20 protein-coding genes and 1 riboswitch are annotated in these 23,001 nt (G+C 66.0%); of the genes, 10 read left to right on the plus strand and 10 right to left on the minus strand.

Going from position 1 to position 23,001, the window contains the following annotated elements:
- Positions 1-6 precede the first annotated feature (6 nt).
- A complete protein-coding gene (locus tag RND64_RS13395) occupies positions 7-1,086 on the minus strand; it encodes a C40 family peptidase (protein ID WP_414652002.1) in 1,080 nt (359 codons plus the stop codon).
- Positions 1,087-1,240: 154 nt separating this feature from the next.
- Complete coding sequence (locus RND64_RS13400) at positions 1,241-1,942, minus strand: C40 family peptidase (RefSeq protein ID WP_049698257.1); 702 nt, start codon at positions 1,940-1,942, stop codon at positions 1,241-1,243.
- A 15-nt stretch (positions 1,943-1,957) separates the two neighbouring features.
- Positions 1,958-2,142: riboswitch (cyclic di-AMP (ydaO/yuaA leader) on the minus strand.
- A 658-nt stretch (positions 2,143-2,800) separates the two neighbouring features.
- On the opposite strand from RND64_RS13400, the gene RND64_RS13405 reads away from it, so the two are divergent.
- Both RND64_RS13405 and RND64_RS13410 read left to right on the plus strand, forming a co-directional pair.
- Positions 2,801-4,609, plus strand: coding sequence for a DEDD exonuclease domain-containing protein (locus RND64_RS13405; RefSeq protein ID WP_200903224.1), 1,809 nt, complete (start codon positions 2,801-2,803; stop codon positions 4,607-4,609).
- Positions 4,606-4,884: an Lrp/AsnC family transcriptional regulator gene (locus RND64_RS13410; protein WP_005176218.1), complete on the plus strand. Its 279-nt coding sequence runs from the start codon at positions 4,606-4,608 to the stop codon at positions 4,882-4,884. Before RND64_RS13405 ends, RND64_RS13410 begins: the two co-directional genes overlap by 4 nt.
- Before the next feature lie 19 nt (positions 4,885-4,903).
- Here the strand turns inward: RND64_RS13410 and trpD are convergent, their stop codons facing one another.
- Both trpD and RND64_RS13420 read right to left on the minus strand, forming a co-directional pair.
- A complete protein-coding gene (gene trpD, locus RND64_RS13415) occupies positions 4,904-5,968 on the minus strand; it encodes an anthranilate phosphoribosyltransferase (protein ID WP_049698588.1) in 1,065 nt (354 codons plus the stop codon).
- 105 nt (positions 5,969-6,073) lie between these two features.
- A complete protein-coding gene (locus RND64_RS13420) occupies positions 6,074-6,586 on the minus strand; it encodes a hypothetical protein (protein WP_049698258.1) in 513 nt (170 codons plus the stop codon).
- Between the two features lie 159 nt (positions 6,587-6,745).
- On the opposite strand from RND64_RS13420, the gene ctaE reads away from it, so the two are divergent.
- The 5 genes from ctaE to RND64_RS13445 all read left to right on the plus strand — a co-directional run bounded on the left by ctaE (position 6,746) and on the right by RND64_RS13445 (position 12,869).
- Complete coding sequence (gene ctaE / locus RND64_RS13425) at positions 6,746-7,360, plus strand: aa3-type cytochrome oxidase subunit III (protein WP_174273044.1); 615 nt, start codon at positions 6,746-6,748, stop codon at positions 7,358-7,360.
- Between the two features lie 120 nt (positions 7,361-7,480).
- Positions 7,481-8,449: a cytochrome bc1 complex diheme cytochrome c subunit gene (qcrC, locus tag RND64_RS13430; protein ID WP_049698259.1), complete on the plus strand. Its 969-nt coding sequence runs from the start codon at positions 7,481-7,483 to the stop codon at positions 8,447-8,449.
- Positions 8,446-9,606 (plus strand): cytochrome bc1 complex Rieske iron-sulfur subunit, encoded by a 1,161-nt coding sequence (gene qcrA, locus RND64_RS13435; RefSeq protein WP_049698260.1) that lies wholly within the window; start codon positions 8,446-8,448, stop codon positions 9,604-9,606. Before qcrC ends, qcrA begins: the two co-directional genes overlap by 4 nt.
- Positions 9,603-11,216, plus strand: coding sequence for a cytochrome bc1 complex cytochrome b subunit (qcrB, locus tag RND64_RS13440; RefSeq protein ID WP_049698261.1), 1,614 nt, complete (start codon positions 9,603-9,605; stop codon positions 11,214-11,216). The genes qcrA and qcrB overlap by 4 nt, the downstream gene beginning before the upstream one ends.
- 144 nt (positions 11,217-11,360) lie before the next feature.
- Positions 11,361-12,869, plus strand: a complete 1,509-nt coding sequence (locus RND64_RS13445) for a bifunctional phosphatase PAP2/diacylglycerol kinase family protein (RefSeq protein WP_049698262.1) — start codon at positions 11,361-11,363, stop codon at positions 12,867-12,869.
- A 40-nt stretch (positions 12,870-12,909) separates the two neighbouring features.
- On the opposite strand, the gene RND64_RS13450 is transcribed toward RND64_RS13445, so the two are convergent.
- From RND64_RS13450 to ctaC, 3 genes are read right to left on the minus strand one after another with little or no spacing between them, the layout of a single operon-like run.
- A complete protein-coding gene (locus tag RND64_RS13450; RefSeq protein ID WP_049698263.1) occupies positions 12,910-13,461 on the minus strand; it encodes a GNAT family N-acetyltransferase in 552 nt (183 codons plus the stop codon).
- Between the two features lie 39 nt (positions 13,462-13,500).
- Positions 13,501-13,917, minus strand: a complete 417-nt coding sequence (locus RND64_RS13455) for a cytochrome c oxidase subunit 4 (RefSeq protein ID WP_049698264.1) — start codon at positions 13,915-13,917, stop codon at positions 13,501-13,503.
- Complete coding sequence (gene ctaC, locus RND64_RS13460; RefSeq protein WP_049698589.1) at positions 13,914-15,011, minus strand: aa3-type cytochrome oxidase subunit II; 1,098 nt, start codon at positions 15,009-15,011, stop codon at positions 13,914-13,916. Before ctaC ends, RND64_RS13455 begins: the two co-directional genes overlap by 4 nt.
- Positions 15,012-15,427: 416 nt before the next feature.
- On the opposite strand from ctaC, the gene asnB reads away from it, so the two are divergent.
- Positions 15,428-17,353: an asparagine synthase (glutamine-hydrolyzing) gene (asnB, locus tag RND64_RS13465; protein ID WP_049698590.1), complete on the plus strand. Its 1,926-nt coding sequence runs from the start codon at positions 15,428-15,430 to the stop codon at positions 17,351-17,353.
- A gap of 228 nt (positions 17,354-17,581) precedes the next feature.
- Here the strand turns inward: asnB and RND64_RS13470 are convergent, their stop codons facing one another.
- From RND64_RS13470 to RND64_RS13480, 3 genes are all read right to left on the minus strand, one after another.
- On the minus strand, positions 17,582-18,553 hold the full coding sequence (locus RND64_RS13470) for a carbohydrate kinase family protein (RefSeq protein ID WP_200903225.1): 972 nt from the start codon (positions 18,551-18,553) through the stop codon (positions 17,582-17,584).
- A 175-nt stretch (positions 18,554-18,728) separates the two neighbouring features.
- Positions 18,729-19,088, minus strand: a complete 360-nt coding sequence (locus RND64_RS13475; protein ID WP_005209017.1) for a HesB/IscA family protein — start codon at positions 19,086-19,088, stop codon at positions 18,729-18,731.
- A 212-nt stretch (positions 19,089-19,300) separates the two neighbouring features.
- Positions 19,301-20,371 carry a glycerate kinase family protein gene (locus tag RND64_RS13480; protein ID WP_049698266.1) on the minus strand — a complete coding sequence of 357 codons (1,071 nt, stop codon included), beginning with the start codon at positions 20,369-20,371 and terminating at the stop codon, positions 19,301-19,303.
- A gap of 145 nt (positions 20,372-20,516) precedes the next feature.
- On the opposite strand from RND64_RS13480, the gene RND64_RS13485 reads away from it, so the two are divergent.
- Positions 20,517-21,200, plus strand: a complete 684-nt coding sequence (locus RND64_RS13485; protein ID WP_049698267.1) for a DUF3043 domain-containing protein — start codon at positions 20,517-20,519, stop codon at positions 21,198-21,200.
- A 7-nt stretch (positions 21,201-21,207) separates the two neighbouring features.
- A complete protein-coding gene (cobT, locus tag RND64_RS13490) occupies positions 21,208-22,995 on the plus strand; it encodes a nicotinate-nucleotide--dimethylbenzimidazole phosphoribosyltransferase (RefSeq protein ID WP_049698268.1) in 1,788 nt (595 codons plus the stop codon).
- Positions 22,996-23,001 lie beyond the last annotated feature (6 nt).

The following is a 23,001-nucleotide window of genomic DNA, read 5'->3' on the forward strand; positions in this document are numbered from 1 at the left end:
CGCGCATCAGGCGTATCGCCGCGCGGCCGCGAACGGCCCGGCCTGGTCGATCGGTACCACCTTGACGGGCACACCGAATGTCGACGCGTGGATCACGTAACCGTCGCCGACGTACATGCCGACGTGGTGGGCGTCCGGGTAGTAGATGATCAGGTCGCCGGGCTGCAGATTGCCGCGGTCGACAGCCGTTCCCGAACCCATCTGCGCCTCGCTCGAGCGCGGAAGCGTCTTGCCCGCCTGTTGGTAGGCCCACACCATCAGCCCGGAGCAGTCGAATGAGTCGGGTCCGGTGGCACCCCAGACGTAGGGATCTCCGATGCGGGTCAGCGCAGCCTGCACGGCCGCGAGAGCGGCGGACGTACCCTTCGGCACGGCTCGGGGGTCGAAATCGAATTTGGGGCCGCGAAGTGCGCCGAGTTGCTTGCCGGTCATCGACTCGTACACGGCACGCACCTGAACCGCCTGGAGCTGCAGGTTGGCCTGCTTGGCCTGGAGGTCGCCGCGTACGCGCTCGGCGGCCGACACGGCGGTCGTCGCCTCCGCGGCGGTGCGATCGGCCTTCGCCTTCGCTGCGGCCATCTGGGCACGAGCCTTCTTGAGACCCTTGAGATCTGCCGACGCCTGGCGCGAGATCACCTCGAGGCCCGACATCTGGTCGAGCAACGACTGCGGTGAGTCGCTGACGAGCACCGCGTAGAGACGGTTGACCCGGGCACCCTTGTAGCTGGCGCGGACAATCGTGTCGACGCGCTTCTGGTACGAGCCCAGCGTCTTCCGCGAGGTCTCGAGGCCCTTCTGGGCCTCGGTCGAGTCTTTACGGGCAGCGGTCACGATGCCGCGCTGCTTGTCGTACTCGATCTGGGCGTTGTGCATCGCTTCCGACGACTTCTCGGCGTCGGTGCTCAGCTTCTTGTACTGAGTGAGGAGTTGGTCGGGTGTGCGCGTCGGTTCGGCGCTCGACGGACCCGCTATCGCCATCGAGAAGACTTGTGCGACAGCGACGATCATCGCCGTCACGACAACGACGAATGCCGCTCGCGATCGATGCGCCATTGCCTGCGATCCCGCAACCACTTCTGTGTTCACTCCCCTCACCACATGCAGCGACCGGCCTCCACGTGGCAGACCGGTGCACCGCGCTCCACCCTAACGTGAGCGTTGCGGCGGCTACTGCCGGTCGGGCGGATCACGCGTCAACGCGTGATCCGCCCGCCGTCACGAACTCTGTCGATCTCGTCGCTCAGTAGCGACGGATACCGACCAAGCTCCAATTCTTCACGACGTCCTTCTTCACGGGGACGCCGTAGGTCGATGCGTGGATGAACTGTCCGTTGCCGATGTAGAGGCCAACGTGTCCGCCACCGTTGAACACCAGGATGTCGCCGGGCTTCGCGTTCGCCAGCGAGGCGACCGCGGTGCCACCGCCGAGCTGTCCGTAGCTGTCGCGCGGAATCGTCAGACCTGCCTGACGGAAGGCCCAACTGGTGAGGCCGGAGCAATCGAAGGCGTTGGGTCCGGAAGCACCGTACGAGTAGGGGGCGCCGATCTTGGTCTCAGCGGCGCGCACGGCCTTCTCGCCTGCGGTCTGCGTCGGGGCGAGCAGCGGAGCTCCGCCACGCGGCCGAAGTTGCTGTGGGATCTGGTTGTCGCTGATACCCGGAAGCGTGAACTTGCCGACGTTGGGGATCTCGACTGTGGCGTCGGGCGACTTCGCGACATCCTGCTTCTTGACGACCGGCGCCTTCTGCTGCTGGAACTGTGCCGGAATCTGCTTGGTGTCGACGCCGGGAAGTTCGAACGTGCCGACGTTGGGCACGGTGACCGGCGCGGCCAGAGCGGGACCAGCGACAGCGGCAAGCGAGCCGAACGTGATCGACCCGGCGATTACCGCCTTCTTTGCGACCTTGCCGCGGTCGGGCTGTTCCAAACGATGTTTGGCCACGAAGGGTGTTCTCCTTTGTTCTCCCTCTACCGCCGACCGGGTTAGCTGTCGGATTCGGGCCGGAAGAAATGGCCCTACGCGCATGCGATTCGAGTGCGAACACCCGGATCGAGAGCGCGATTCACCCCCATTCGGAAAGCTCCGAAAAAATGAGTGGTTCCCCGGTACGCCGAGACTCGTAGCCTCGGCGATTGAGCGGTGACCCCTGCGAACCTCTCCTGTTGGAGCGGGACGCTTCGCAAAGGTCTCGGAAAGGTTACGAAACCGGATGCGTGTCTGTCCACTAACCGACAAACAGCGTGTTCGACCTCCGCACCCTAACCAGCACGCAATGTCGGTGATTCGGACGACGAACCGGCCGCTTGAACTGCGCAGATGCTTGCTCTTGCAGATCGTGCATCGGCGTTGGAGGCCATTGCAGCACCCGTGAATGTATCTATGGCGGCGTGGATCTCGGCGTCGTTATCTCGGGTACCGGTGGGCCACCCTCGTCGCCACCCGGCGCTGGCATCCTGGCTGTTCAGCGGGCCGAAAAGCACTGTCATCACACAGCCGTCGCAGGCGTGTTCACGACCGGGGCAGGTGCTGCAATCGATGTCCATGATGTGATCTCCGTCTCAGTGGTGTGAAATCCTCGGGATGCGCATGTCGTCGGGAGGCTTCCCCTCCTCCCGGCGGCGACGCGCACCACTGCCTCCTTCTCACCGCGAGACTAGGCACCCCCACCGACAAGTCCGGCCGACCGAGTCCCGGAGGCCCGGCACCCGAAAGCAGCTGGCGGCGAATCGCCACATCCGGAACACGCGCCTCACCAGCAACGAATCAGCGGTGTCGGTGGTTCGAACTATTGTTCGCGACGTGACATCCAGTGGCGATCAGCTCTCGTTCTCAGACCTCGCGAGCGCCGACCTCGAGAGCACTCTCGACAACGAGTTCTCTGATCGGTCCCTGTTCGACACCACGCTCGTCGTCGTCGACCTCGAGACAACCGGCGGCAGTGCCACCAACGACCGCATCACCGAGATCGGCGCGGTGAAGATTCGTGGCGGCGAGGTACTCGGCGAGTTCGCGACACTCGTCGATCCGGGACTTCCGATTCCACCGCAGATCGTCGCGCTCACCGGGATCACCGAGGCGATGGTCTACGACGCGCCACGCATCGACGAGGTCTTGCCGTCGTTCATCGAGTTCGCGCGCGGATCGATTCTCGTCGCCCACAACGCCCGGTTCGACATGTCGTTCCTGCGGCAGAACGCGCTGCGCCTGCACCTGCAGTGGCCGTTCAGTGCAACGCTGTGCACGGTCACCATGGCAAGACGCATCCTCGGACGCGACGAGGCGCCGACGGTCCGCCTGTCGGCACTGGCCGATCTGTTCGACGTCACCGTCCGCCCGACGCACCGCGCTCTCGACGATGCCCGCGCGACCGTCGAGGTCTTTCACCACCTTCTCGAACGCGTCGGGAATCAGGGCGTACAGAGCTATCGCGAACTCACCCGCTACCTGCCACGCACCGATCCGCGGCTGCGCGCAAAGCGGCACCTGGCCGACCGCATCCCCGCGCGTCCCGGCGTCTACCTGTTCCGCGGCCCCAGCGACGAGGTCCTCTACGTCGGCACGGCATCGGATCTGCGTCGACGCGTGAGGTCCTATTTCTCCGGAGCCGATCCCCGACGCAGGATCGGCGAGATGGTGATGCTCGCCGAACGCGTCGACCACGTCGAATGCGCGCACGCACTCGAGGCGGGAGTTCGGGAGCTCCGATTGCTCGCCGCGCACGCCCCGGCGTACAACCGACGCTCGACGCAACCCCACCGCGGCTGGTGGGTGACCCTGAGCAACGAACGTTTCGCCCGTCTGCGTGTGGCCCGCACGCCGGGAGAGATAAGCATCGGGCCGATCGGTAAGCGCACCACGGCGACCGCGATCGCCGACCTCATCGCACACGCCGCAGGACTGCGAACCTGCACGACCCGCCTCGGCGCGACCGCCACCCATCATTGGTGTCGCCTCCCAGACGACGGCGGTCGGGTCGTCGGAGGCTGTGCTGCCGCCTCGACACGCCCTCAGACACTCCCCGACTACCTGCCATCGGTCACGTCCGTCGTCGATCTGATACTCGGACGATCCGACACCATCCTGGAGCGGCTCTCGCAGCGACTCGACGTCGTCTCCGACGCCCAGATGTACGAGACCGCCGCGCGCCACCGCGACCGGATGGCCGCGACCATCGATCAGCTCGCGCGGTGTCAGCGTCTGAGTTCCCTCTGCGCGATAGCCGAGCTGGTGGTCGCACGCTCGGACGGGGCCGGCGGGTGGGAGTTGGCGGTCATTCGGCACGGACGGCTCGCTGCGGCGGGAACAGCGCCACGCGGACACGCGCCGATGCCGGTGGTCGCAGAGCTGGTCGCGGCGGCCGAGACAGTGCTGCCCGACGACACCCCACTCCGGGGCGCCTCCCCGGAAGAGGCAGGTCTGCTCTACCGCTGGGTGTCCGACCCCGGCTCCCGCATCGTCGACTCCAGCGACGCGCTGGCCACACCCGTCGGTTCGGCGCAGCGCTGGCTGGAGTGGTCACAGACCGCCCACGATGCGCGTGACATCCGCACGCCGCGTCACCGGTCACGCCCGCGCGCCGATGGTGGCCGACTACGCTTGCCCGCATGATCACCGCCATCGTCCTGATCGACGCCGACGTCCACCAGATCCCCGAGACGGCACAGGCCGTTGCCGATATCCCGGGCGTCGAAGAGGTCTACTCGTGTGCGGGCGATGTCGATCTGATCGCGAAGATCCGCGTACGCGACCACGAGCAGATCGCCGAGGTGGTCACCGGCAAGATCAATCGGCTGCCGGGAGTACGGCACAGCGCGACCCACATCGCGTTCCGCAGCTATTCGTCGAGCGCCGTCGAGGGTGGTTTCTCCATCGGCGAGGAGTGATCCTCGCCCGGCAACCGGCCTACTTGTTGGCGAGCTCTCCGCTGACCTGGGCCCACCGGTCGAGCAGCCGCGCGGCTGCGCCCGAATCGATCGACTCCGCGGCGCGCTCGGTCGCCGCCGCGAACGCCGCGGTGAGTCCCGCGTTGTCGGTCGCGGACGTCTGCTCGTTGGCGACGAGTGCACCCGCAGCGTTGAGGAGCACAGCGTCGCGCACCGGGCCGGACTTTCCCGACAGCAGTTCCCGCGCGATGGCGGCGTTCACCGTCGCATCTCCGCCCTGCAGCGCCGAGAGGTCGACGTAGTCGATTCCCAGATCACGCGGATCGATCGTCAATTCGGTGACGGTGCCGTCGACCACCTGCCACACAGACGACGTCGTGGTCGTCGTGAGTTCGTCCAGACCGTCATCGCCGCGCACCACAAGGACAGAACTGCCCCGCTCGGCGAACGCACGCGCGAGAACAGGCGCGAGATCGCCGAACGCGCACCCGATCAATCCCGCGCGCGGGTTCGCCGGGTTCGTCAGCGGGCCGAGCACATTGAACACAGTCGGGATGCCGATCTGCTGTCGTGCGGGAGCGGTGAACCGGAACGCAGGGTGAAACACCGGGGCGAAGCAGAATCCGATGCCGATCTTATCGATACACGCGGCGACTTCCGCGGCACCGAGCGAGATCGTCACGCCCAGGGCCTCCAACACGTCGGCACCGCCACTCTTCGACGACGCAGCCCGATTGCCATGCTTGACCACGGGCACGCCAGCCGCGGCGACGACGATCGACGTCATCGTCGAGATGTTCACGGTGTGCGAGCGGTCGCCTCCCGTTCCGACGATGTCGATCGCCGCACGGTCGGTGTCGACGAGGGTGGCGTGGTCGAGCATCGCCTGCGACAGGCCTGCGAGTTCGGCAGGCGCTGCGCCCTTCATCTTCACGCCGACGCCGAATGCGGCGATCTGCGCCGACGTCGCGCTGTCGGTCATGACCTCGTCCATCGCCCATCGCGCCTGGTCGACGGTCAGGTCGATTCCGTCGGTGACGGATCCGAGGATCTGCGGCCAGGTGTAGCTCTGCTCGCTGCTCACCCCATGCACCTTAGTTGACCTGCGCACACGATCTGCTCGCGGTCGTACCGCACGATGTGCCACGCGCGCGCGACGCGGTGATCTCTGCGCGCGCGGCGCGGCGATTCATCGCGGCCGCTGGACGATCTGCCACCCCACCGCGACACCTGAGTGCCTCGACGCCAGGCTCGCCATTCGTGAGCGCTCCTGCGACAAGTGCAGTGCGTCGACGAGCTGCACGCGCGCCAGAACCACAGGTGCCAGCCCCTCCGGGATCGCGAACCGATCGGCCACGACATCGACGGGTATCGCCTCGTACTCGTCGAGCGCGGCCAGGCCAACCGCGGCCTCGACACCATCGTCCGGAAGCGCCAGCACGTGCCGCACGACTGCCTGATCGGCCGGACGCAACGTCGAGGCGTCGAGGATCGACGAGCTCGACGCCGCCTCGTCGTCGGACTCACCGACCACGACGACGTCGCGGTCGGTCACCGTCAGCACGTCGCGAGGCGCGGCTCGACCGCCGATCATCGCTCGCCGCAACGTTTCCCAGCGGCGCGGCACCATCGGCCTGCCGTTGAGGTCGAACTGTCGGCCGTCGTGCCGCGACCCTGGATCGTCGTGGTCGGAGGTACCCATGGAGTTGAGCAAAGCACGGCGCTCACCGCTCGGTCCACCGGTACCCTGACACGCCGAAAGGCACCTCCGACCGGCGCCTACCAGCGGGAAGAGAAATAGTTCCCACGAATATCCGACCCGAGTGGTCAGGGCGTACTACGAACCGTCATACTTCAATCTGTGACTAGCGCTGTAGGTACCTCGGGAACAGCCATCACCTCGCGCGTGCACTCGCTCAACCGCCCCAACATGGTGAGTGTCGGCACGATTGTGTGGCTGTCCAGTGAGCTGATGTTCTTCGCTGGACTTTTTGCGATGTATTTCGTCGCACGCGCCAATGCCGGCCCTGCCGGCTGGCCGCCGGAGCCCACCGAACTGAACCTGAAATTGGCCATCCCGGTCACCACCGTCCTCATCTTGTCGTCGGTGACCTGCCAGATGGGCGTGTTCGCCGCCGAGCGAGGCGACGTCTTCGGGTTGCGTCGCTGGTACATCCTCACGTTCGTGATGGGCGCCTTCTTCGTCTGCGGCCAGGCCTACGAGTACTACCACCTGGTCGCGGAGGGCACGACCCTCTCGTCGAGCGCCTACGGCTCGGTCTTCTACATGGCGACCGGCTTCCACGGCCTGCACGTGATCGGTGGTCTCGTCGCCTTCATCTTCCTGTTGGTCCGCACCAAGCTCGCCAAGTTCACTCCGAACCAGGCGACTGCTGCGATCGTCGTGTCCTACTACTGGCACTTCGTCGACATCGTGTGGATCGCCCTGTTCGTCACCATCTACTTCATCCGATGACTGCCCTTCATCCGATGACACCGATCGCAACGAATAACTGAGACATGAGGCGAGAGTGGCTCCTCGGAACCGCGTTCCCGCCAACAGCTGAGAAGTCCGTCCGCTAGTAGAGAGACCACGATGAGTTCATCTCCACCGCGACCGTCGGATAGCCCTTCCGACGTCGGTCAGGTCGACACAGTCACCTCGAGCACAAAGCCGAGCGCCGCGAAGAAGTCCCGCTCGCGTCGTAAGCTGCGCCGCCGCGCCAGTGGCGCTTTGCTACTGCTCGCCGGCCTGATGATGGCAGGCGTGCTCGCGTCGTTGCTGTCCCCCAAGCCTCAGGTCGCCGTCGCGGACACCAGCGACGCCGCGCTGATCCAGGACGGCAAGAAGCTCTACGAGAGCTCGTGCATCACCTGCCACGGTGCCAATCTGCAGGGTGTGGCCGACCGCGGCCCATCCCTGATCGGTGTCGGCGACGCGGCTGTCTACTTCCAGGTTTCGACCGGCCGCATGCCCGCCGCGCGCGGTGAGGCTCAGGCCCAGCGCAAGCCACCGAAGTTCGACACCGCACAGATCGATCAGCTCGGCGCCTACATCCAGTCGCAGGGTGGCGGCCCTCGCCCGCTGTTCGAGAAGAACCCGGACGGCACCCGCAAGACCGAGAAGGTCATGCAGCGCCAGGCCGACGGTTCGATGAAGGAAGTCGTCCTGCCGGTCGTCGCCCAGGAGTCGCTGCGTGGCGAGAACCTCGGTCGCGGTAGCGAACTGTTCCGTCTGAACTGCGCGTCATGCCACAACTTCACCGGACGTGGCGGTGCGCTGTCGTCGGGTAAGTACGCGCCGACGCTCGACCACGTCAAGGAACAGCAGATCTACACGGCGATGCTCACCGGACCGCAGAACATGCCGAAGTTCTCCAATCGCCAGCTGTCGCTGGACGAGAAGAAGGACATCATCGGCTTCATCAAGTACGTCACCGAATCCAAGCCCCAGGGCGGTCTGAGCCTCGGCGGCTTCGGCCCGGTCAGTGAGGGCATGGTGATGTGGTTTGTCGGAGTTGTGGCGGTCGTCGCCGCCGCGATGTGGATGGGATCACGAACATGAGCACCACGGACAAGGACACGCCGTCCGCCGATGAGCTTGACCAGATGACCAACGATGACCTGGTCAAGCTCGGTACCAACCTCGACGGCGTCGAGATCATCCATCGGGGTGAGCGATTTCCCGAGCCCGGCACGAAGGCCGAGAAGCGCGCAGAACGACAGATCGCCATCTGGCTGGTCATCGCGGGCATCTCCGCGCTGGCCTGCTTCGTGATCTTCCTGTGGAACCACTGGGAGTTCGCGCTGCCGGGGACCTCCGACTACTGGCGCTACACCCTCAACACACCGTTGCTGGGTGTGACGTTCGGTCTGTCGATCCTGTCGATCGGTGTGGCCCTCGTCCTGATCACGAAGAAGTTCATCCCGTCCGAGATCGCGGTTCAGGACCGTCACGACGGTCCGGGATCGACCGAGGTCGACAAGAAGACCATCGTCGCCGAACTCGTCGACTCGGGAACGAAGTCGACACTCGGCCGTCGCAAGATGCTGATCGGCTCCGGGCTGTTCGCTTTCGGTGCGCTCGCACTCACCGGCGTCGTCGCAGGCCTGGGTGGATTCATCAAGAATCCGTGGGCCAAGCGCGAGGACGCACCGCTGTGGCACACCGGTTGGTCACCGATCTACAACCCCAAATCGCAGCCCAACGAGACCGTCTTCCTTCGTCGCGACACCGGTAACCCGCACCAGGTCGCCCTGGTGCGGCCCGAGGACCTCGACGCCGGCGGCATGGAGACCGTGTTCCCGTGGCGCGTCTCCGACGGCTACGGCGAGACCGAGGAGTCGCGCGAGAAGCTGATCTGGGGTCTGCGCTACGTCTCCAACCCCGTCATGCTGATCCGCCTGCGCCCCGAGGACGCAGCCCGGTCGATCAAGCGCAAGGGCCAGGAGAGCTTCAACTACGGCGACTACTTCGCCTACACCAAGGTCTGCAGCCACCTCGGTTGCCCGACCTCGCTGTACGAGCAGCGGACCAACCGCATCCTCTGCCCGTGCCATCAGTCGCAGTTCGACGCGCTCGAGTACGCCAAGCCGGTATTCGGTCCGGCCGCGCGTGCTCTGGCGCAGCTGCCGCTGACGGTCAATGATCAGGGGTACATGGTTGCCGCAGGCGACTTCATCGAACCCGTCGGACCCGCATTCTGGGAGCGCAAGTCATGAGCAATCGTCTCGCGAAGCAGGCCGAAGAGGTCGATTCCCGGTACCACCTCGCCGCAGGAATGCGGCGCCAGATCAACAAGGTGTTCCCGACACACTGGTCGTTCATGCTCGGTGAGGTCGCGCTCTACAGCTTCGTCATCCTGCTGATCTCCGGTGTGTACCTGACCTTCTTCTTCGACCCGTCGATGGCCGAGGTCACCTACCACGGCGCATATCAGCCGCTCAACGGCGTGATGATGACGCGCGCATACGAGACCACCCTGAACATCTCCTTCGAGGTGCGCGGCGGTCTGTTCGTCCGTCAGATCCACCACTGGGCAGCACTGCTGTTCGCGGCGTCGATCATCATCCACATGGCCCGCATCTTCTTCACCGGCGCGTTCCGTCGCCCGCGTGAGGCCAACTGGATCATCGGCTGCCTGCTGCTGGTCCTGGCCATGTTCGAGGGCTTCTTCGGCTACTCACTGCCCGACGACCTGCTCTCGGGCACGGGCGTCCGCGCCGCGATGAGCGGCATCGTGCTGGGAATCCCGCTGGTCGGTACCTGGATCCACTGGGCGCTCTTCGGTGGGCAGTTCCCCGGCGACATCATCATCCCGCGCCTCTACGTGCTGCACATCCTGCTGTTCCCGGGCATCATCCTCGCGCTGATCGGTGCCCACCTGGCGCTGGTGTGGTACCAGAAGCACACCCAGTTCCCCGGCCCGGGACGCACCGAGAAGAACGTCGTCGGTGTCCGAATCCTGCCGGTGTTCGCCGCCAAGGGTGGAGCGATGTTCGCTTTCACCGCGGGCATCCTCGCGATCATGGCCGGCATCTTCCAGATCAACCCGGTGTGGGTGATCGGTCCGTACAACCCCGCACACGTGTCGGCCGGTTCTCAGCCCGACATCTACATGATGTGGACCGACGGCTTGGCCCGTCTGATGCCTGCGTGGGAGCTGTACCTCGGTAACTACACGATTCCCGCGATCTTCTGGGTCGTCGTGATCATCACGATCATGTTCGCTGTGATGTTCGCCTACCCGTGGATCGAGAAGAAGTTCACCGGCGACGACGCCCATCACAACCTGCTGCAGCGTCCGCGTGACACCCCCGTGCGCACGGGCATCGGCGCGATGGCGTTCTCGTTCTACATCATCCTGACGTTGAGCTGTATGAACGACATCATCGCTTTGAAGTTCCACATCTCGCTCAACGCGACGACGTGGATGGGTCGCATCGGTCTGATCATCGTGCCGCCGATCGCCTACTTCATCGCCTACCGCTGGGCCATCGGCCTGCAGCGCAGCGACCGCGCGGTCCTCGAGCACGGCATCGAGACAGGCATCATCAAGCGTCTGCCTCAGGGCGAGTACATCGAGATCCACCAGCCGCTCGGCCCGGTCGACGATCACGGTCACGCGATCCCGCTGCCGTACGAGGGTGCCGCGGTCCCGAAACGGATGAACAAACTCGGGTCGTCGGGTGCACCCGGCACCGGTTCGATCATGGTGGCCGACCCGCCCGAGCAGCAGAAGCGCAACGTCGAGTTCGAGCACGAGCAGGAACGCGAAGAAATCGATGCCCTGCGCGAGCTGCAGGCCAAGGGCGGCAACCCGCTCGACTGACCGGCTCTCGAATCAGCAGTCACACACGGCTGCCGTCGCACTCCGCGACGGCAGCCGTGTGTTGTTGTGGGCCGTGTGTGATGTGGGCCGTGTGTTGTTGTGGGACAAGCACTCCCCTCCCCCGCCGACCGCTACGGTTGAACGATGACACGAGTGCGACACATCGGACATCGCGACAAAGACCCACTACATCAGCTGACGAAGGAGCTCGGCACACTCGACGCCAACCTCTTCCAGGCGATCGCTCGTTCACCGAGCCCGTTGCTCGATGAGACAATGCCCAAACTCACCGCGGCAGCCGACTATTCGAAGCTGTGGATGGGCATCGGAGCCGGACTCATACTCAGTGGGCGCCCTCGCTGGCAGCGAGCCGCGGTCCGTGGCCTGGCATCGCTCGCAGTGTCCAGTCTCGTCACCAACCAGGGCGCGAAACGAATCCGGCAACGCAAGCGACCCTCACCGTCGGTCGTGCCATTGGTGCGGCGGGCGGCGCACCAGCCGACGTCGAATTCGCTGCCGTCGGGCCATTCAGCAAGCGCCGCAGCCTTTTCCGTCGGCGTGGCGCTCGAGTCGCCGCCACTGGGCCTGGTGATGTCTGCGCTCGCAGGCCTTGTCGGATTGTCCCGCGTCGCGACCGGAGCGCACTATCCGGGCGACGTGTTCATCGGGTTCGGGATCGGCGCCGCCGTCGCCACGCTGGGCGGCAAGATCGCTCCGCCGATCATCCCGCACAACATCGCGGTTCCCGCACCCACCACCGAGGCCGCACCGCTACCCGTCGACGGTTCGGGTCTCGTGGTCCTCGGAAACCCGGCGTCGGGAGACGGCAACAGCGAGAAGGTCCTTGCGGCCGTCCGGACAGAGCTTCCGGGCGCCGAGATCATCGAACTCGGGCCGGACGACGACTACGCGTCGGTCGCCGATGACGCGGCCCGACGGGCCACCGCGCTCGGGGTCTGTGGCGGAGACGGCACGGTGGCCACCGTCGCAGCGGCAGCGCACGCCGCGGACCTCCCGCTCGCCGTCTTCCCCGGTGGCACGTTCAACCACTTCGCACGCGACATCGGGTGCGACACCGTCGACGCGGCGCTCGCCAAGATACGGGCAGGCGTCACCACCTCGGTCGACGCGGCGACACTCAACGAGGAACGGCTCATCCTCAACACGGCGAGCATCGGTGCATACCCCCATTACGTACGCGCCAGGACCAAATGGGAGCACCGCGTGGGCAAGGGTGCTGCCAGTGCACTGGCGATGCTCCAGGTCGCACGACACTCCACACCGGTCGAGATCACCATCGACGGTAAGACCGTCAAGACATCGCTGTTCCTGGTGGGGACGTCGATGTACGGTTCGGCAGGGTTTGCACCGGCACGACGCGAGCGGCTCGACGACGGGCTGCTCGACGTCCGCTTCCTCGAGGCCGGCAAGCGGTTGGCGACGCTGCGAGTACTGGGAAGCCTCGTGACAGGGCTCCTACAGCGATCGAAGCTGTACCACGAGATGCAGGTACCCGAGTTCACCTTCACCACAGCCGAACCCACCACCATCGCCCACGACGGCGAGGTCGGCGAGTCGTATACATCCGCCCGTTTTCGCGCTGAATACCGGACGCTGAAGGTCTACGGCCACAGCATCGTCGGCGACGACTGAGCTCTGGTCGCAGCACCGGACCAAGCGCTCAACCGCAGGATCACCAGACGTCGCCGGCTCTCCAATCGCAGGAGAGCCGGGCGACGGCTGAATCGAGTCCTCCTATGTTGCGAACCAGGACAGCGCCTTCGTCGTCGGGGGTCGGCGCCCATCCGTCCGGGCTGAGCACACCGAGCGTGCCGACCCACGGAATCCAGCCCCGCGACTCGTACAAGCGCATGCCCGCGTCCGACGCGCCGAGTGCGCCCAGGTCGTAGGCGTTGTCGATGACGTCCTCGATGGCAGCCATCAGCGCACCTCCCAGCCCCTCACGTTGATGTGTTGGCGAGACGGCGACGGCCTCGACGTAGCCGCATCGTCGTGGTTGGTCGTCGACGAGGACCGACCGGGCGACGACGGCCGCGTGGCCGATGAGTTCGTCGGATTCGTCGACGATGAGTGCGTGCATTCCGCCGAGCGCGTGGTCGAGGTCGGTGTCGTCGAAGTCACCGTCGAACGCGGCGTCGAGCAGGCGCATCAACTGGGGCATTCGTCCCGGCTCGAGGTGCGCGGTATGACAAAGCCGCACCCGGTGGTCGGATGCGGCTGTCATGGGATGCGAAGGGTTGTCCAGCGTGAAAGGGCTGCTATGTCAGTGCTTCTCGGGTCCGACGATGTACTCGAAGACCATTCCGGCAGCACCACCGATGATGCACGCCGCCGCGAAGATCGCGAGCCAGAGGTTGCCGGTGGCGAATGCGACGGCAAACAGCGCTGCGCACCCGGCGATCACGATCGGCCACCACGAGCCCGGGCTGAAGAAGCCGAGTTCGCCGGCGCCGTCCTCGATCTCGGCGTCCTCGTAGTCCTCGGGACGGATCTCGACGCGTCGTGAGACGAACCGGAAGTAGGTACCGGCGATCAGCGTCAGTCCGGCGCTGAAGAACATGCCGGTGACACCGACCCATTCGACGCCGTTATTGGTGAGTGCGGTCAGCACGGTGTAGACGACACCGCAACCTGCGAAGAAGAGCGTGAGCAGTTCGAAGAGTCTCGCTTCGATTTTCACTGGAGTGCTCCGATCGTGCAGTTCGCAATCTTCGTGTTGCCGGCGTCACCGGACGCTCCGACGGACCCGTCAGTCGCCCGACGCGTATCGAACGGAACCGTCACAACCGACTCGGGCTGCTGGCAGATGTGCTGCAGCGCTTGCGCGTTCGTCTTGCCGGGGTTCTCCTGCCGGTACTTGATGTACGCGTCGAAGTCCTGTGGCGACACTGCACGAACCTCGAAGTTCATCATCGAGTGGTACGTGCCGCACATCTCGGCGCAGCGTCCGACAAAGGCGCCTTCACGGTCGATCGAGGAGATCTGGAAGCGGTTGTCGGTGTGGTTCTGCTTCGGGAACGGCATGACGTCGCGCTTGAAGAGGAACTCCGGAACCCAGAACGAGTGGATGACGTCGGCCGAGGCGAGGTCGAACTCGATCCGCTTGGTTGTCGGGAGCACCAGCACCGGGATGGTCGCAGACGATCCGACAGTCTCGATCTGGTTGAACTTCAGGTAGTCGCGCACGTCGTTGCTGCGGCCGCCGTCGGGACCGGGCAGCTCGATGGTCTCGCCGCCGTGGATCTCACGCGTGTTCTCGGTCTCGAGATCGAACGGGTTTCCGTCGCGGACGAAGCCGTTGTACTTGGTGCCGTCGTCGAACGTGACGTCGCGGTAGCCGAACTTCCAGTTCCACTGGAACGCGGTGACATCGACGACGACCTTCGAGTCGTCGGTCTTCTTCTCGACGTTGGTCTGCACGATGACCGTGAAGTAGAAGAGCACCGCGATGATCACGAACGGGATGGCCGTATATGCCAACTCGAGCGGCACGTTGTACGCAGTCTGACGAGGGAACTCGTCTTTGCCCTTGCCGGGCTTGTAGCGGTGGAAGGTGATCGTCCAGAAGATCAGCGCCCAGACGATGATGCCCATCACGAGTGCGGCGATGACCGACCAGCTCCACAGGTCGCCCATGTCCTTGGCCTCGGGGGTCACGCCATGCGGCCAGCCGAACCGCATCGCGGTTCTCCCGTCGCAACCCGACATCAACAGTGCGCCGACGCCAAGCGCCGCGACAGCTCCGACCCGCTTGAGGCCGACCCGGTTGGCCATCCGCGACGTCGACGCGACACGCCGTACGCGGGGCCGTTCACCGTGTGCCAATTTCACGCCTTCCTGCCAGCTCGGAACCGTCGATCCGACGTCCGAGTCGCATCCCACCTGACCTGCAATGACACGGTCGGCGACATCGGACCCGCAGGCAACTCTCACCGTGCAGCGGGCACCGAAGCGCAGCCTTCGCGCCATGTACTACGCAGCGTAGACCAACTCGCGGGAACTTTTTCGGTTGGGGTGACTTCGCGCGTCGAAATCGTTTCCCGGCCCAGGTAATACCCTCCCGACCGCGTGTTTCGACGACCCGCGAGCCCTATCCGAGGGGTCGCGCCCACCCCGCATACGGCATACTCGTGACCGCGGCGATGACGTCATCGCCGACCATCGTCCCCGCGTCGAAAGAGGCTTTACTGGTGTGTGGCTTGCTCGGTCTGCTGACCTCCGATGAGACGGCGACTGATGCCGTCGATCTCGTCGCCAACGCCTCGCACTGCATGCGCCACCGCGGCCCGGACGAGCCCGGCACGTGGAATGACGCCGACATCGTGCTCGGCTTCAATCGACTGTCGATCATCGACATCGATCATTCGCATCAGCCACTTCGGTGGGGACCGCCGGAGAACCCCGACAGGTACGCCCTCGTCTTCAACGGCGAGATCTACAACTACCTGGAGATCCGCGCGCAACTCGCCGCTGACGAGGGCGCGACGTTCCGCACCGAGGGCGACGGTGAGGCGATCGTCGCGGCCTTCCATCACTGGGGACCCGACGCGGTCCGACGTCTTCGTGGCATGTTCGCCTTCGCCATCTGGGACACCGAGACGCGCTCACTGTTCCTGGCCCGCGATCCGTTCGGCATCAAGCCGATGTTCATCGCGACCGGACCCGGCGGCACCGCGTTCGGCAGCGAGAAGAAGAGCCTCCTGGAGCTGATCGGACGCCTCGGCCTGCCCGACACTCTCGACGAGCGCGCTCTCGAGCACTACGTCGTGCTGCAGTACGTTCCGGAGCCCGAGTCGCTGCACTCGTCGATCCGCCGTCTCGAATCGGGTTCGTACGCGACGGTCCGTCCCGGCAGCGCGCCGTCGGTCACCCGCTACTTCAGCCCGCAGTTCTCGGTCCGTCCCTTCACCGACGCCACACGTCAGAAGCGCTACGACGAGATCGCCGACGTCCTCTCCGACTCCGTCGCCAAGCACATGCGCGCCGACGTCACCGTCGGGTCGTTCCTGTCCGGCGGTATCGATTCGACGGCCATCGCGGCGCTCGCGATCCAGCACAACCCCGACCTGATCACCTTCACCGCGGCGTTCGAGCGTGAAGGCTATTCGGAGGCCGACGTCGCGGCGGAGTCCGCGGCAGCCATCGGCGCCAGGCACATCGTGCGGACGGTCACCCCCGAGGAGTACATCGCCGCGATCCCGGAGATCATCTGGTACCTCGACGATCCGGTCGCCGACCCCGCGCTCGTCCCGCTGTACTTCGTCGCGCAGACCGCCCGCGAACACGTGAAGGTGGTGCTCTCGGGCGAGGGCGCCGACGAACTCTTCGGCGGCTACACCATCTACAAGGAGCCTCTCTCGTTGAAGGGGTTCGACCGCCTGCCCTCCACTCTTCGACGCCTCGCGGGCAAGGTCTCCGACCGCATCCCCGAGGGGACCCGCGGCAAGAGCTTGCTGCATCGCGGGTCGCTGACCCTCGAGGAGCGCTACTACGGCAACGCACGCAGCTTCGACGACGCCCGGCTGCGCGCGGTGCTGCGCGACTACCGACCCGAGTGGACTCACACCGACGTCACCGAACCGATCTACGCGCGCAGCGATGGCTGGGACCCTGTGGCACGGATGCAGCACATCGATCTCTACACGTGGCTGCGCGGCGACATCCTGGTCAAGGCCGACAAGATGACGATGGCCAATTCATTGGAACTGCGAGTGCCGTTCTTGGACAACGAGGTGTTCAAGGTCGCCGAGGCGCTGCCGTTCGACGAGAAGATCAGCCACGGCACCACCAAATACGCGCTACGCAAGGCACTCGAGCAGATCGTTCCGCCGCACGTGCTGCATCGCAAGAAGCTCGGTTTCCCCGTCCCCATCCGCCACTGGCTCGCCGGGCCGGAGATGTACGACTGGGCACGCGAGACGATCGAGAAGTCGCAGACCGAGTACCTGCTGAACAAGCAGCCGATCCTCGACATGCTCGACGAGCACCGCGCGGGCACCGTCGACAACAGCCGACGCCTCTGGACGCTCCTGATGTTCATGATCTGGCACGCGATCTTCGTCGAGAAGACCCTCGTACCCGACATCACCGACCACAGCTACCCCGTGCGGCTGTAGATCCCAACCGCTGGTTGAGCAGGCCGCGAGCGCAGCGAGCAGCCGTAGTCGAAACCACCCCACCCCCACTGTTGAGCCGGCGTTGGCTGAAGTGATCTCGACAAGCTCGATCAGCGGAGGTGGCTCGATCAGCGGAGGTGGCTCGAGCAGCCGCCCCCACCGCTGGTTGAGCAGGCCGCGAGCGCAGCGAGCAGCCGTCCGTCGAAACCACCCGCCGCGCGGCCGCGCTCAGATCGCTGCGGCGATCTCCTTCGCGGCGGCGGGGCCGTACGCGCCCTCGATGCGACTGAGCGCGGAGTCGCGGTCCCACGACCAATCCTGCGTCGACACGGTTTCGAGGACCAGCACGGCAACCATCGAGCCGACCTGTGCGGCGCGCTCGAATCCGAGGCCTGCGGACAGCGACGAAAGGAATCCCGCGCGGAAGCCGTCGCCGACGCCGGTCGGGTCGACCTTCTCCGTCTCCGGCACGACGTCGACGCGCGTGCGCGTGCCCTCGCGGTCGATGATCTCGACGCCGCCGGCACCGAGTGTGGTGACGCGCACGCCGATCAGCTCGGCGACCTGCGCCTCCGACAGCCCGGTCTTCTGACGCAGGAGACCCCACTCGTACTCGTTGGTGAACAGGTAGGCGGCACCATCGATCAGCTCCCGCGCCTGCTCGCCGTCGAGTCGCGCGAGCTGCTGCGACGGGTCGGCGGCGAACGGGATGCCGAGGCGTCGACATTCCTTGGTGTGCCGCAGCATCGCTGCGGGATCGTCGGCGCCGATCAGCACGATCTCCGGTGCACCGACGCGTTCGACGACCTCACCGAGATCGATCTCGCGCGCCTCACTCATCGCTCCCGCGTAGAACGTCGCGAGCTGCGCCATCGTCTGGTCAGTGGTGCACATGAAGCGAGCAGTGTGCTGTGTCTCGGAGATGCGCACGCCACGGCAGTCGACGCCGTGCGCCTCGAGCCACTGACGATAGTCGTGAAAGTCCGAGCCAACCGAACCGACGAGCACCGGCGACTGCCCCAGCTCGCCCATCGCGTACGTGATGTTGCCCGCGACGCCGCCACGTCGGACCACGAGATCTTCCACCAGGAAGCTGAGCGAGATGTGCTCGAGATGATCGGCGAGGATCTGCTCCGAAAACTTCCCCGGAAACTTCATCAGATGATCTGTCGCGATGGAACCACATACAACGATTGCCACGTACTCCCCCAGCCTCTCAGCGTTTTGTGATGACCGCTGCGCGTGTCAGCGCCTTTACCGGCCCGCCGCACGAGCCGACCATGAACCGCATCACACGCTACCGAAAGCCCCGGAAATGACTGACCGCACCCCGGCATGGCCGAGGTGCGGTCAGAAAATCTGGTGCGCCGACGTATCAGTTGAACGAGTCGCCGCAGGCGCAGCTACCCGTCGCGTTCGGGTTGTCGATCGTGAAACCCTGCTTCTCGATGGTGTCGACGAAGTCGATCGTCGCGCCCTGCACGTACGGCGAGCTCATCCGGTCGACAGCCAGCTTCACGCCACCGAAGTCTGCGGTGAGGTCGCCGTCGAGCGAGCGGTCGTCGAAGAAGAGCTGGTAGCGCAGGCCTGCGCAGCCACCGGGCTGCACGGCGATACGCAGCGCGAGGTCGTCGCGGCCCTCTTGGTCGAGCAGCGCCTTGGCCTTGGCGGCTGCAGCGTCGGTCAGGATGACGCCGGTGGTGGTGGCGGTTCCGGATTCGTTCTGAACGGTCATCGATGCTCCTCGTACTGTGATGGTGCCGTTGGTGCTCGGCCTCGGTCGTGCTGCCATGTGTCACACAGCTCTGATGTACGCCGCGCTGTGGCAGCGACTCGAACGCGTCGGCTGACGATGCAGGCCTTTTGTTCGTCTGTTGTCAACGGTACCCCCTATGTGCGTATTCCCGGAGTGTGCACATATCTGCGTGCCGTCAACCGCAGGTTTTCTCACCCGGTCGGGAGCCACGATGCCGCGGCGCGGGCAGCGAGAGCGGTGAGTTGGTTGCGCGCGTCGCTCATCGCGAGTTCGACCGATCCCGCCTGTTCGACGATCGAGTGGGCACCGGCGATCCCGGCCTCGGCGATCTCGTCCGGGGTCAACGCCACCTGACCCGCGAAGACGACGGTCGGCGCACCAACCTCGGTCGCCGCGGCGTTCAGCGCCGACACGACTTTTCCGCGCAGCGTCTGGGAATCGAACTTCCCCTCGCCGGTCAGCACGAGATCGGTGCGCGCGATCTCCGCGGCCTGATCGGTGGCCTCGCCGACGATCGTCGCACCGGACACCCGGCGTGCGCCCAGTGCGAGCAATGCCGCCCCGAGCCCACCGGCGGCTCCGGCTCCCGGCTCACCACTGACGTCACGACCAGCAATCGATGCCAGCACTCGCGACCACTGCGTGAGTCGCTCCTCGAGACGGCCGACGGTCTCGGCGTCGGCACCCTTTTGCGGACCGAACACGGATGCGGCACCCAGCGGTCCCAGCAGGGGATTCTCGACGTCGGACGCCGCGATCAGCGCGACGTCGGCGAAACGCTCCGCAGCCTTCGCCGACCCGCCCAGGGCGTCGATCAACCCGTGGCCGCCGTCGGTGGTGGCACTCCCGCCGAGACCTACGACCACCTCGCGTGCTCCGGCCTTCAACGCGGCGTCGACGAGCAGGCCGACCCCGTACGTGTCGGCCGACTGGGCGGTGCGCGGCGTCGGCCCACCACCGAGTTGGTGCAGACCGCACGCCTGCGCACACTCAATGTAGGCGACGAGCCTCTCGGAGTCCCTGTCGTCGAGCAGCCATCGCGCCGTGACCGCGGCACCGAGCGGACCGACGACGCGCTCGGTCACGGTGCGCCCGAAACGCGCGGCGAGGACGTCGACGAATCCCGGTCCCCCGTCGGACTGCGGCGCGAGCGTGATCTCGTCGTCCGGTCGGCCCGCCGACCATCCCTCGCCGATGGCGTTCGCGGCCTCGACCGCCGTCAGCGTGTCGCCGAACGAATCCGGCGCTATCAGGACCCGCATTCGCCCCACCTCTGTTCGCTCGACACCCTGGCGTCGACGCAGGTGCGCGCGGTTGTCTCCCACACGTGACTGCTCGGGCCCATGCCCGGGAAGTATAGGGAGGTCGGCGAACCGCGGCAGCGCTAGATCACCTACCCTCGAAGGCGTGAGACTGCCATGGAACAAGGACGACGACACCGCCGACGAGGGCACGGTGTCACTCGACAAAGCGACGACGACCGTCGACGAAGCCGAGACCACCTCCGAGACCAAAGGCAGCGCATACACAGCGGGCAAGGGGCGCCCGACACCGTCGCGTCGTGAGGCCGAAGGCCGTCGTCGTGGCCCGGTCGCACCTCCGCCGACCACCCGCGCCGAGGCACGCGCCCGGAAGAAGCAGCTCAAGAGCTCGATGTCGCGTGAGGATCGTCGCAAACTCAGCGATGAACGCCGCAACCAGCGCGCAGAGCAGCGCGAGAAGATGATGGCGGGCGACGAGCGCTATCTGATGCCCCGCGACAAGGGTCCTGTCCGGCGCTACGCCCGCGATCTCGTCGATTCGCGACGCAACTTCGCCGGCCTGTTCATGCCGTTCGCGGTGGTGCTGATCGTGGTGATGTTCCTTCCGTCGATCGCCGCGTACGCGAACTTCGTGTTGCTGGCGTTCGTGGTCCTGATGGCCATCGATGCCGTGATCCTGGGCAGGCTGGTCAACAAGCGCGTTCGCGAGCGCTTCCCCGACACCGACGACACCGGCTTCCGCCTCGGTTGGTACGCATTCACCCGCGCCATGCAGCTCCGCCGCATGCGCGCACCCAAGCCACAGGTCTCTGCGGGCGACGAGGTCTGATCCGACGATGACCACGAGGGGCACCCGCACACTGGTGCTCGGGGGCGTGCGGTCGGGCAAATCGGGGGTGGGCGAGGCACTGCTCGCCGAGCACACCGAGGTCCGCTACATCGCAACCGGGCCGACGCTGACCTCCGATGCGGAGTGGGTCGCGCGAGTCGAGGAACATCGACGACGCCGCGACGAGCGATACACGACCGTCGAGACGACCGATCTCACCACCGAACTGTCGACCACGCCCGACGTCGCCACACTGGTCGACGACCTCGGCAACTGGTTGGCCGCCGACATCGACGCCACCAACGGCTGGGAATCGCCGATCGACCGCTCCGATCGCACGAAGCAATTGTGCGCGGCGATCAGTGCCGTCACCGCGGACCTCGTCATCATCAGCCCCGAGGTCGGGCTGGCACCGGTCCCCTCGACCGCCGTCGGCCGCACGTTCCAGGACGAACTCGGTGCCCTGAATTCGGCCGTCGCAGCCGTCTGCGACCGCGTCCTGCTCGTCGTAGCCGGCCGCGTCGTCGAACTCCCCGCCGACTTCCCGGCCCCGGAGGCGCAGACGGCACAGCAGCAAAGGTCACCACAGAAACCGGCGGCACCCGACGTCGCACCGGCGGCGGCCGTTACTGCAGCCGCTACTGAACCGGCGGCTCCGCACACCGCACCGGCAGCGTCCGGCAGCATGTCGGAGCCTCACGAAGTCGTCGCGACCGATGCCGAGGTTTTCGACCACATCGACCGTCCGGACGAGTCCGTCGCGCAGGCCGCGCGCGACCGTCAGCTCACCTTGACCAAGCCCGCTGGTTCGCTCGGCAGGCTCGAAGACCTCAGCGCATGGATCGCCGCGTGTCAGGGCGAGTGTCCGCCCCGCTCGATCGAGCAGGCGAACGTGGTGGTGTTCGCGGGCGATCACGGCGTCGCGCAGGCCGGTGTCTCCGCGTACCCGCCCGAGGTGACCGCGCAGATGGTCGCGAACATCGCCTCGGGAGGCGCAGCGGTCAACGTCCTCGCCCGCCAGAGCGGCGCGACGTTGCACGTCGTCGACATGTCGGTCGACGCCGACACCCCACCCGAGGTCTCGCGCTACAAGGTTCGACGCGGCAGCGGCGACCTCCGCGTCACCGATGCGTTGACCATCGCCGAGGCTCGCGCGTCCATCGCCGCAGGACGTGCCATCGTCGACGACTTGGTTGACTCTGGTGCAGACCTTCTCATCGCGGGTGAGATGGGCATCGGAAACACCACTCCCGCAGCGATTCTCGTCGGTACCCTGACCCGCCACGAGCCGGTCGAAGTAGTCGGCCGCGGCACCGGCATCGACGACCTCGGCTGGATGCGGAAGACTGCGGCCATCCGCGACGGCATGCGGCGCGGACGACGCTACATCCACGATCCCCTCGCACTCGTGGCTGCTGTCGGCGGCGCCGACATCGCCGCGATGGCCGGGTTCCTGGCACAGGCCGCCGTGCGTCGCACACCGGTGATACTCGACGGTGTGGTGGTCACGGCGGCGGCGCTCGTCGCGGCCGAACTGGCGCCCGGCGCCGTGAGCTGGTGGGTTGCCGGTCACCGGTCGGTCGAACCCGCGCACACCTTCGCGCTCGAACACCTCGACCTCGAGCCCATCCTCGAGCTGCGGATGCGCCTAGGCGAAGGCAGCGGTGCGCTGATGGCGCTACCCGTCGTCTCCTCGTCCGTGGAGATTCTGCGAGGCATGTCGACGTTCGACGAGGCAGGGATCAGCGATGCCGACTCGTCGGCGGCCCTGACCACCAGCGACGCGGGGGTCTGACCCGGG

Origin of the sequence: Gordonia sp. w5E2 (genome assembly GCF_036540975.1) — a bacterium.
GTDB classification, from domain to species: domain Bacteria; phylum Actinomycetota; class Actinomycetes; order Mycobacteriales; family Mycobacteriaceae; genus Gordonia; species Gordonia jacobaea.

What these genes read in the sequence shown, in the direction of transcription:
- RND64_RS13445 (WP_049698262.1), top strand. Translation starts at nt 11,361, where the DNA reads ATGACACGAGTGCGACACATCGGACATCGCGACAAAGACCCACTACAT.
- qcrB (WP_049698261.1), top strand. Translation starts at nt 9,603, where the DNA reads ATGAGCAATCGTCTCGCGAAGCAGGCCGAAGAGGTCGATTCCCGGTAC.
- qcrC (WP_049698259.1), top strand. Translation starts at nt 7,481, where the DNA reads ATGAGTTCATCTCCACCGCGACCGTCGGATAGCCCTTCCGACGTCGGT.
- RND64_RS13410 (WP_005176218.1), top strand. Translation starts at nt 4,606, where the DNA reads ATGATCACCGCCATCGTCCTGATCGACGCCGACGTCCACCAGATCCCC.
- RND64_RS13480 (WP_049698266.1), bottom strand. Translation starts at nt 20,371, where the DNA reads ATGCGGGTCCTGATAGCGCCGGATTCGTTCGGCGACACGCTGACGGCG.
- RND64_RS13450 (WP_049698263.1), bottom strand. Translation starts at nt 13,461, where the DNA reads ATGACAGCCGCATCCGACCACCGGGTGCGGCTTTGTCATACCGCGCAC.
- cobT (WP_049698268.1), top strand. Translation starts at nt 21,208, where the DNA reads ATGACCACGAGGGGCACCCGCACACTGGTGCTCGGGGGCGTGCGGTCG.
- RND64_RS13420 (WP_049698258.1), bottom strand. Translation starts at nt 6,586, where the DNA reads ATGGGTACCTCCGACCACGACGATCCAGGGTCGCGGCACGACGGCCGA.
- RND64_RS13475 (WP_005209017.1), bottom strand. Translation starts at nt 19,088, where the DNA reads ATGACCGTTCAGAACGAATCCGGAACCGCCACCACCACCGGCGTCATC.
- qcrA (WP_049698260.1), top strand. Translation starts at nt 8,446, where the DNA reads ATGAGCACCACGGACAAGGACACGCCGTCCGCCGATGAGCTTGACCAG.
- ctaC (WP_049698589.1), bottom strand. Translation starts at nt 15,011, where the DNA reads ATGGCCAACCGGGTCGGCCTCAAGCGGGTCGGAGCTGTCGCGGCGCTT.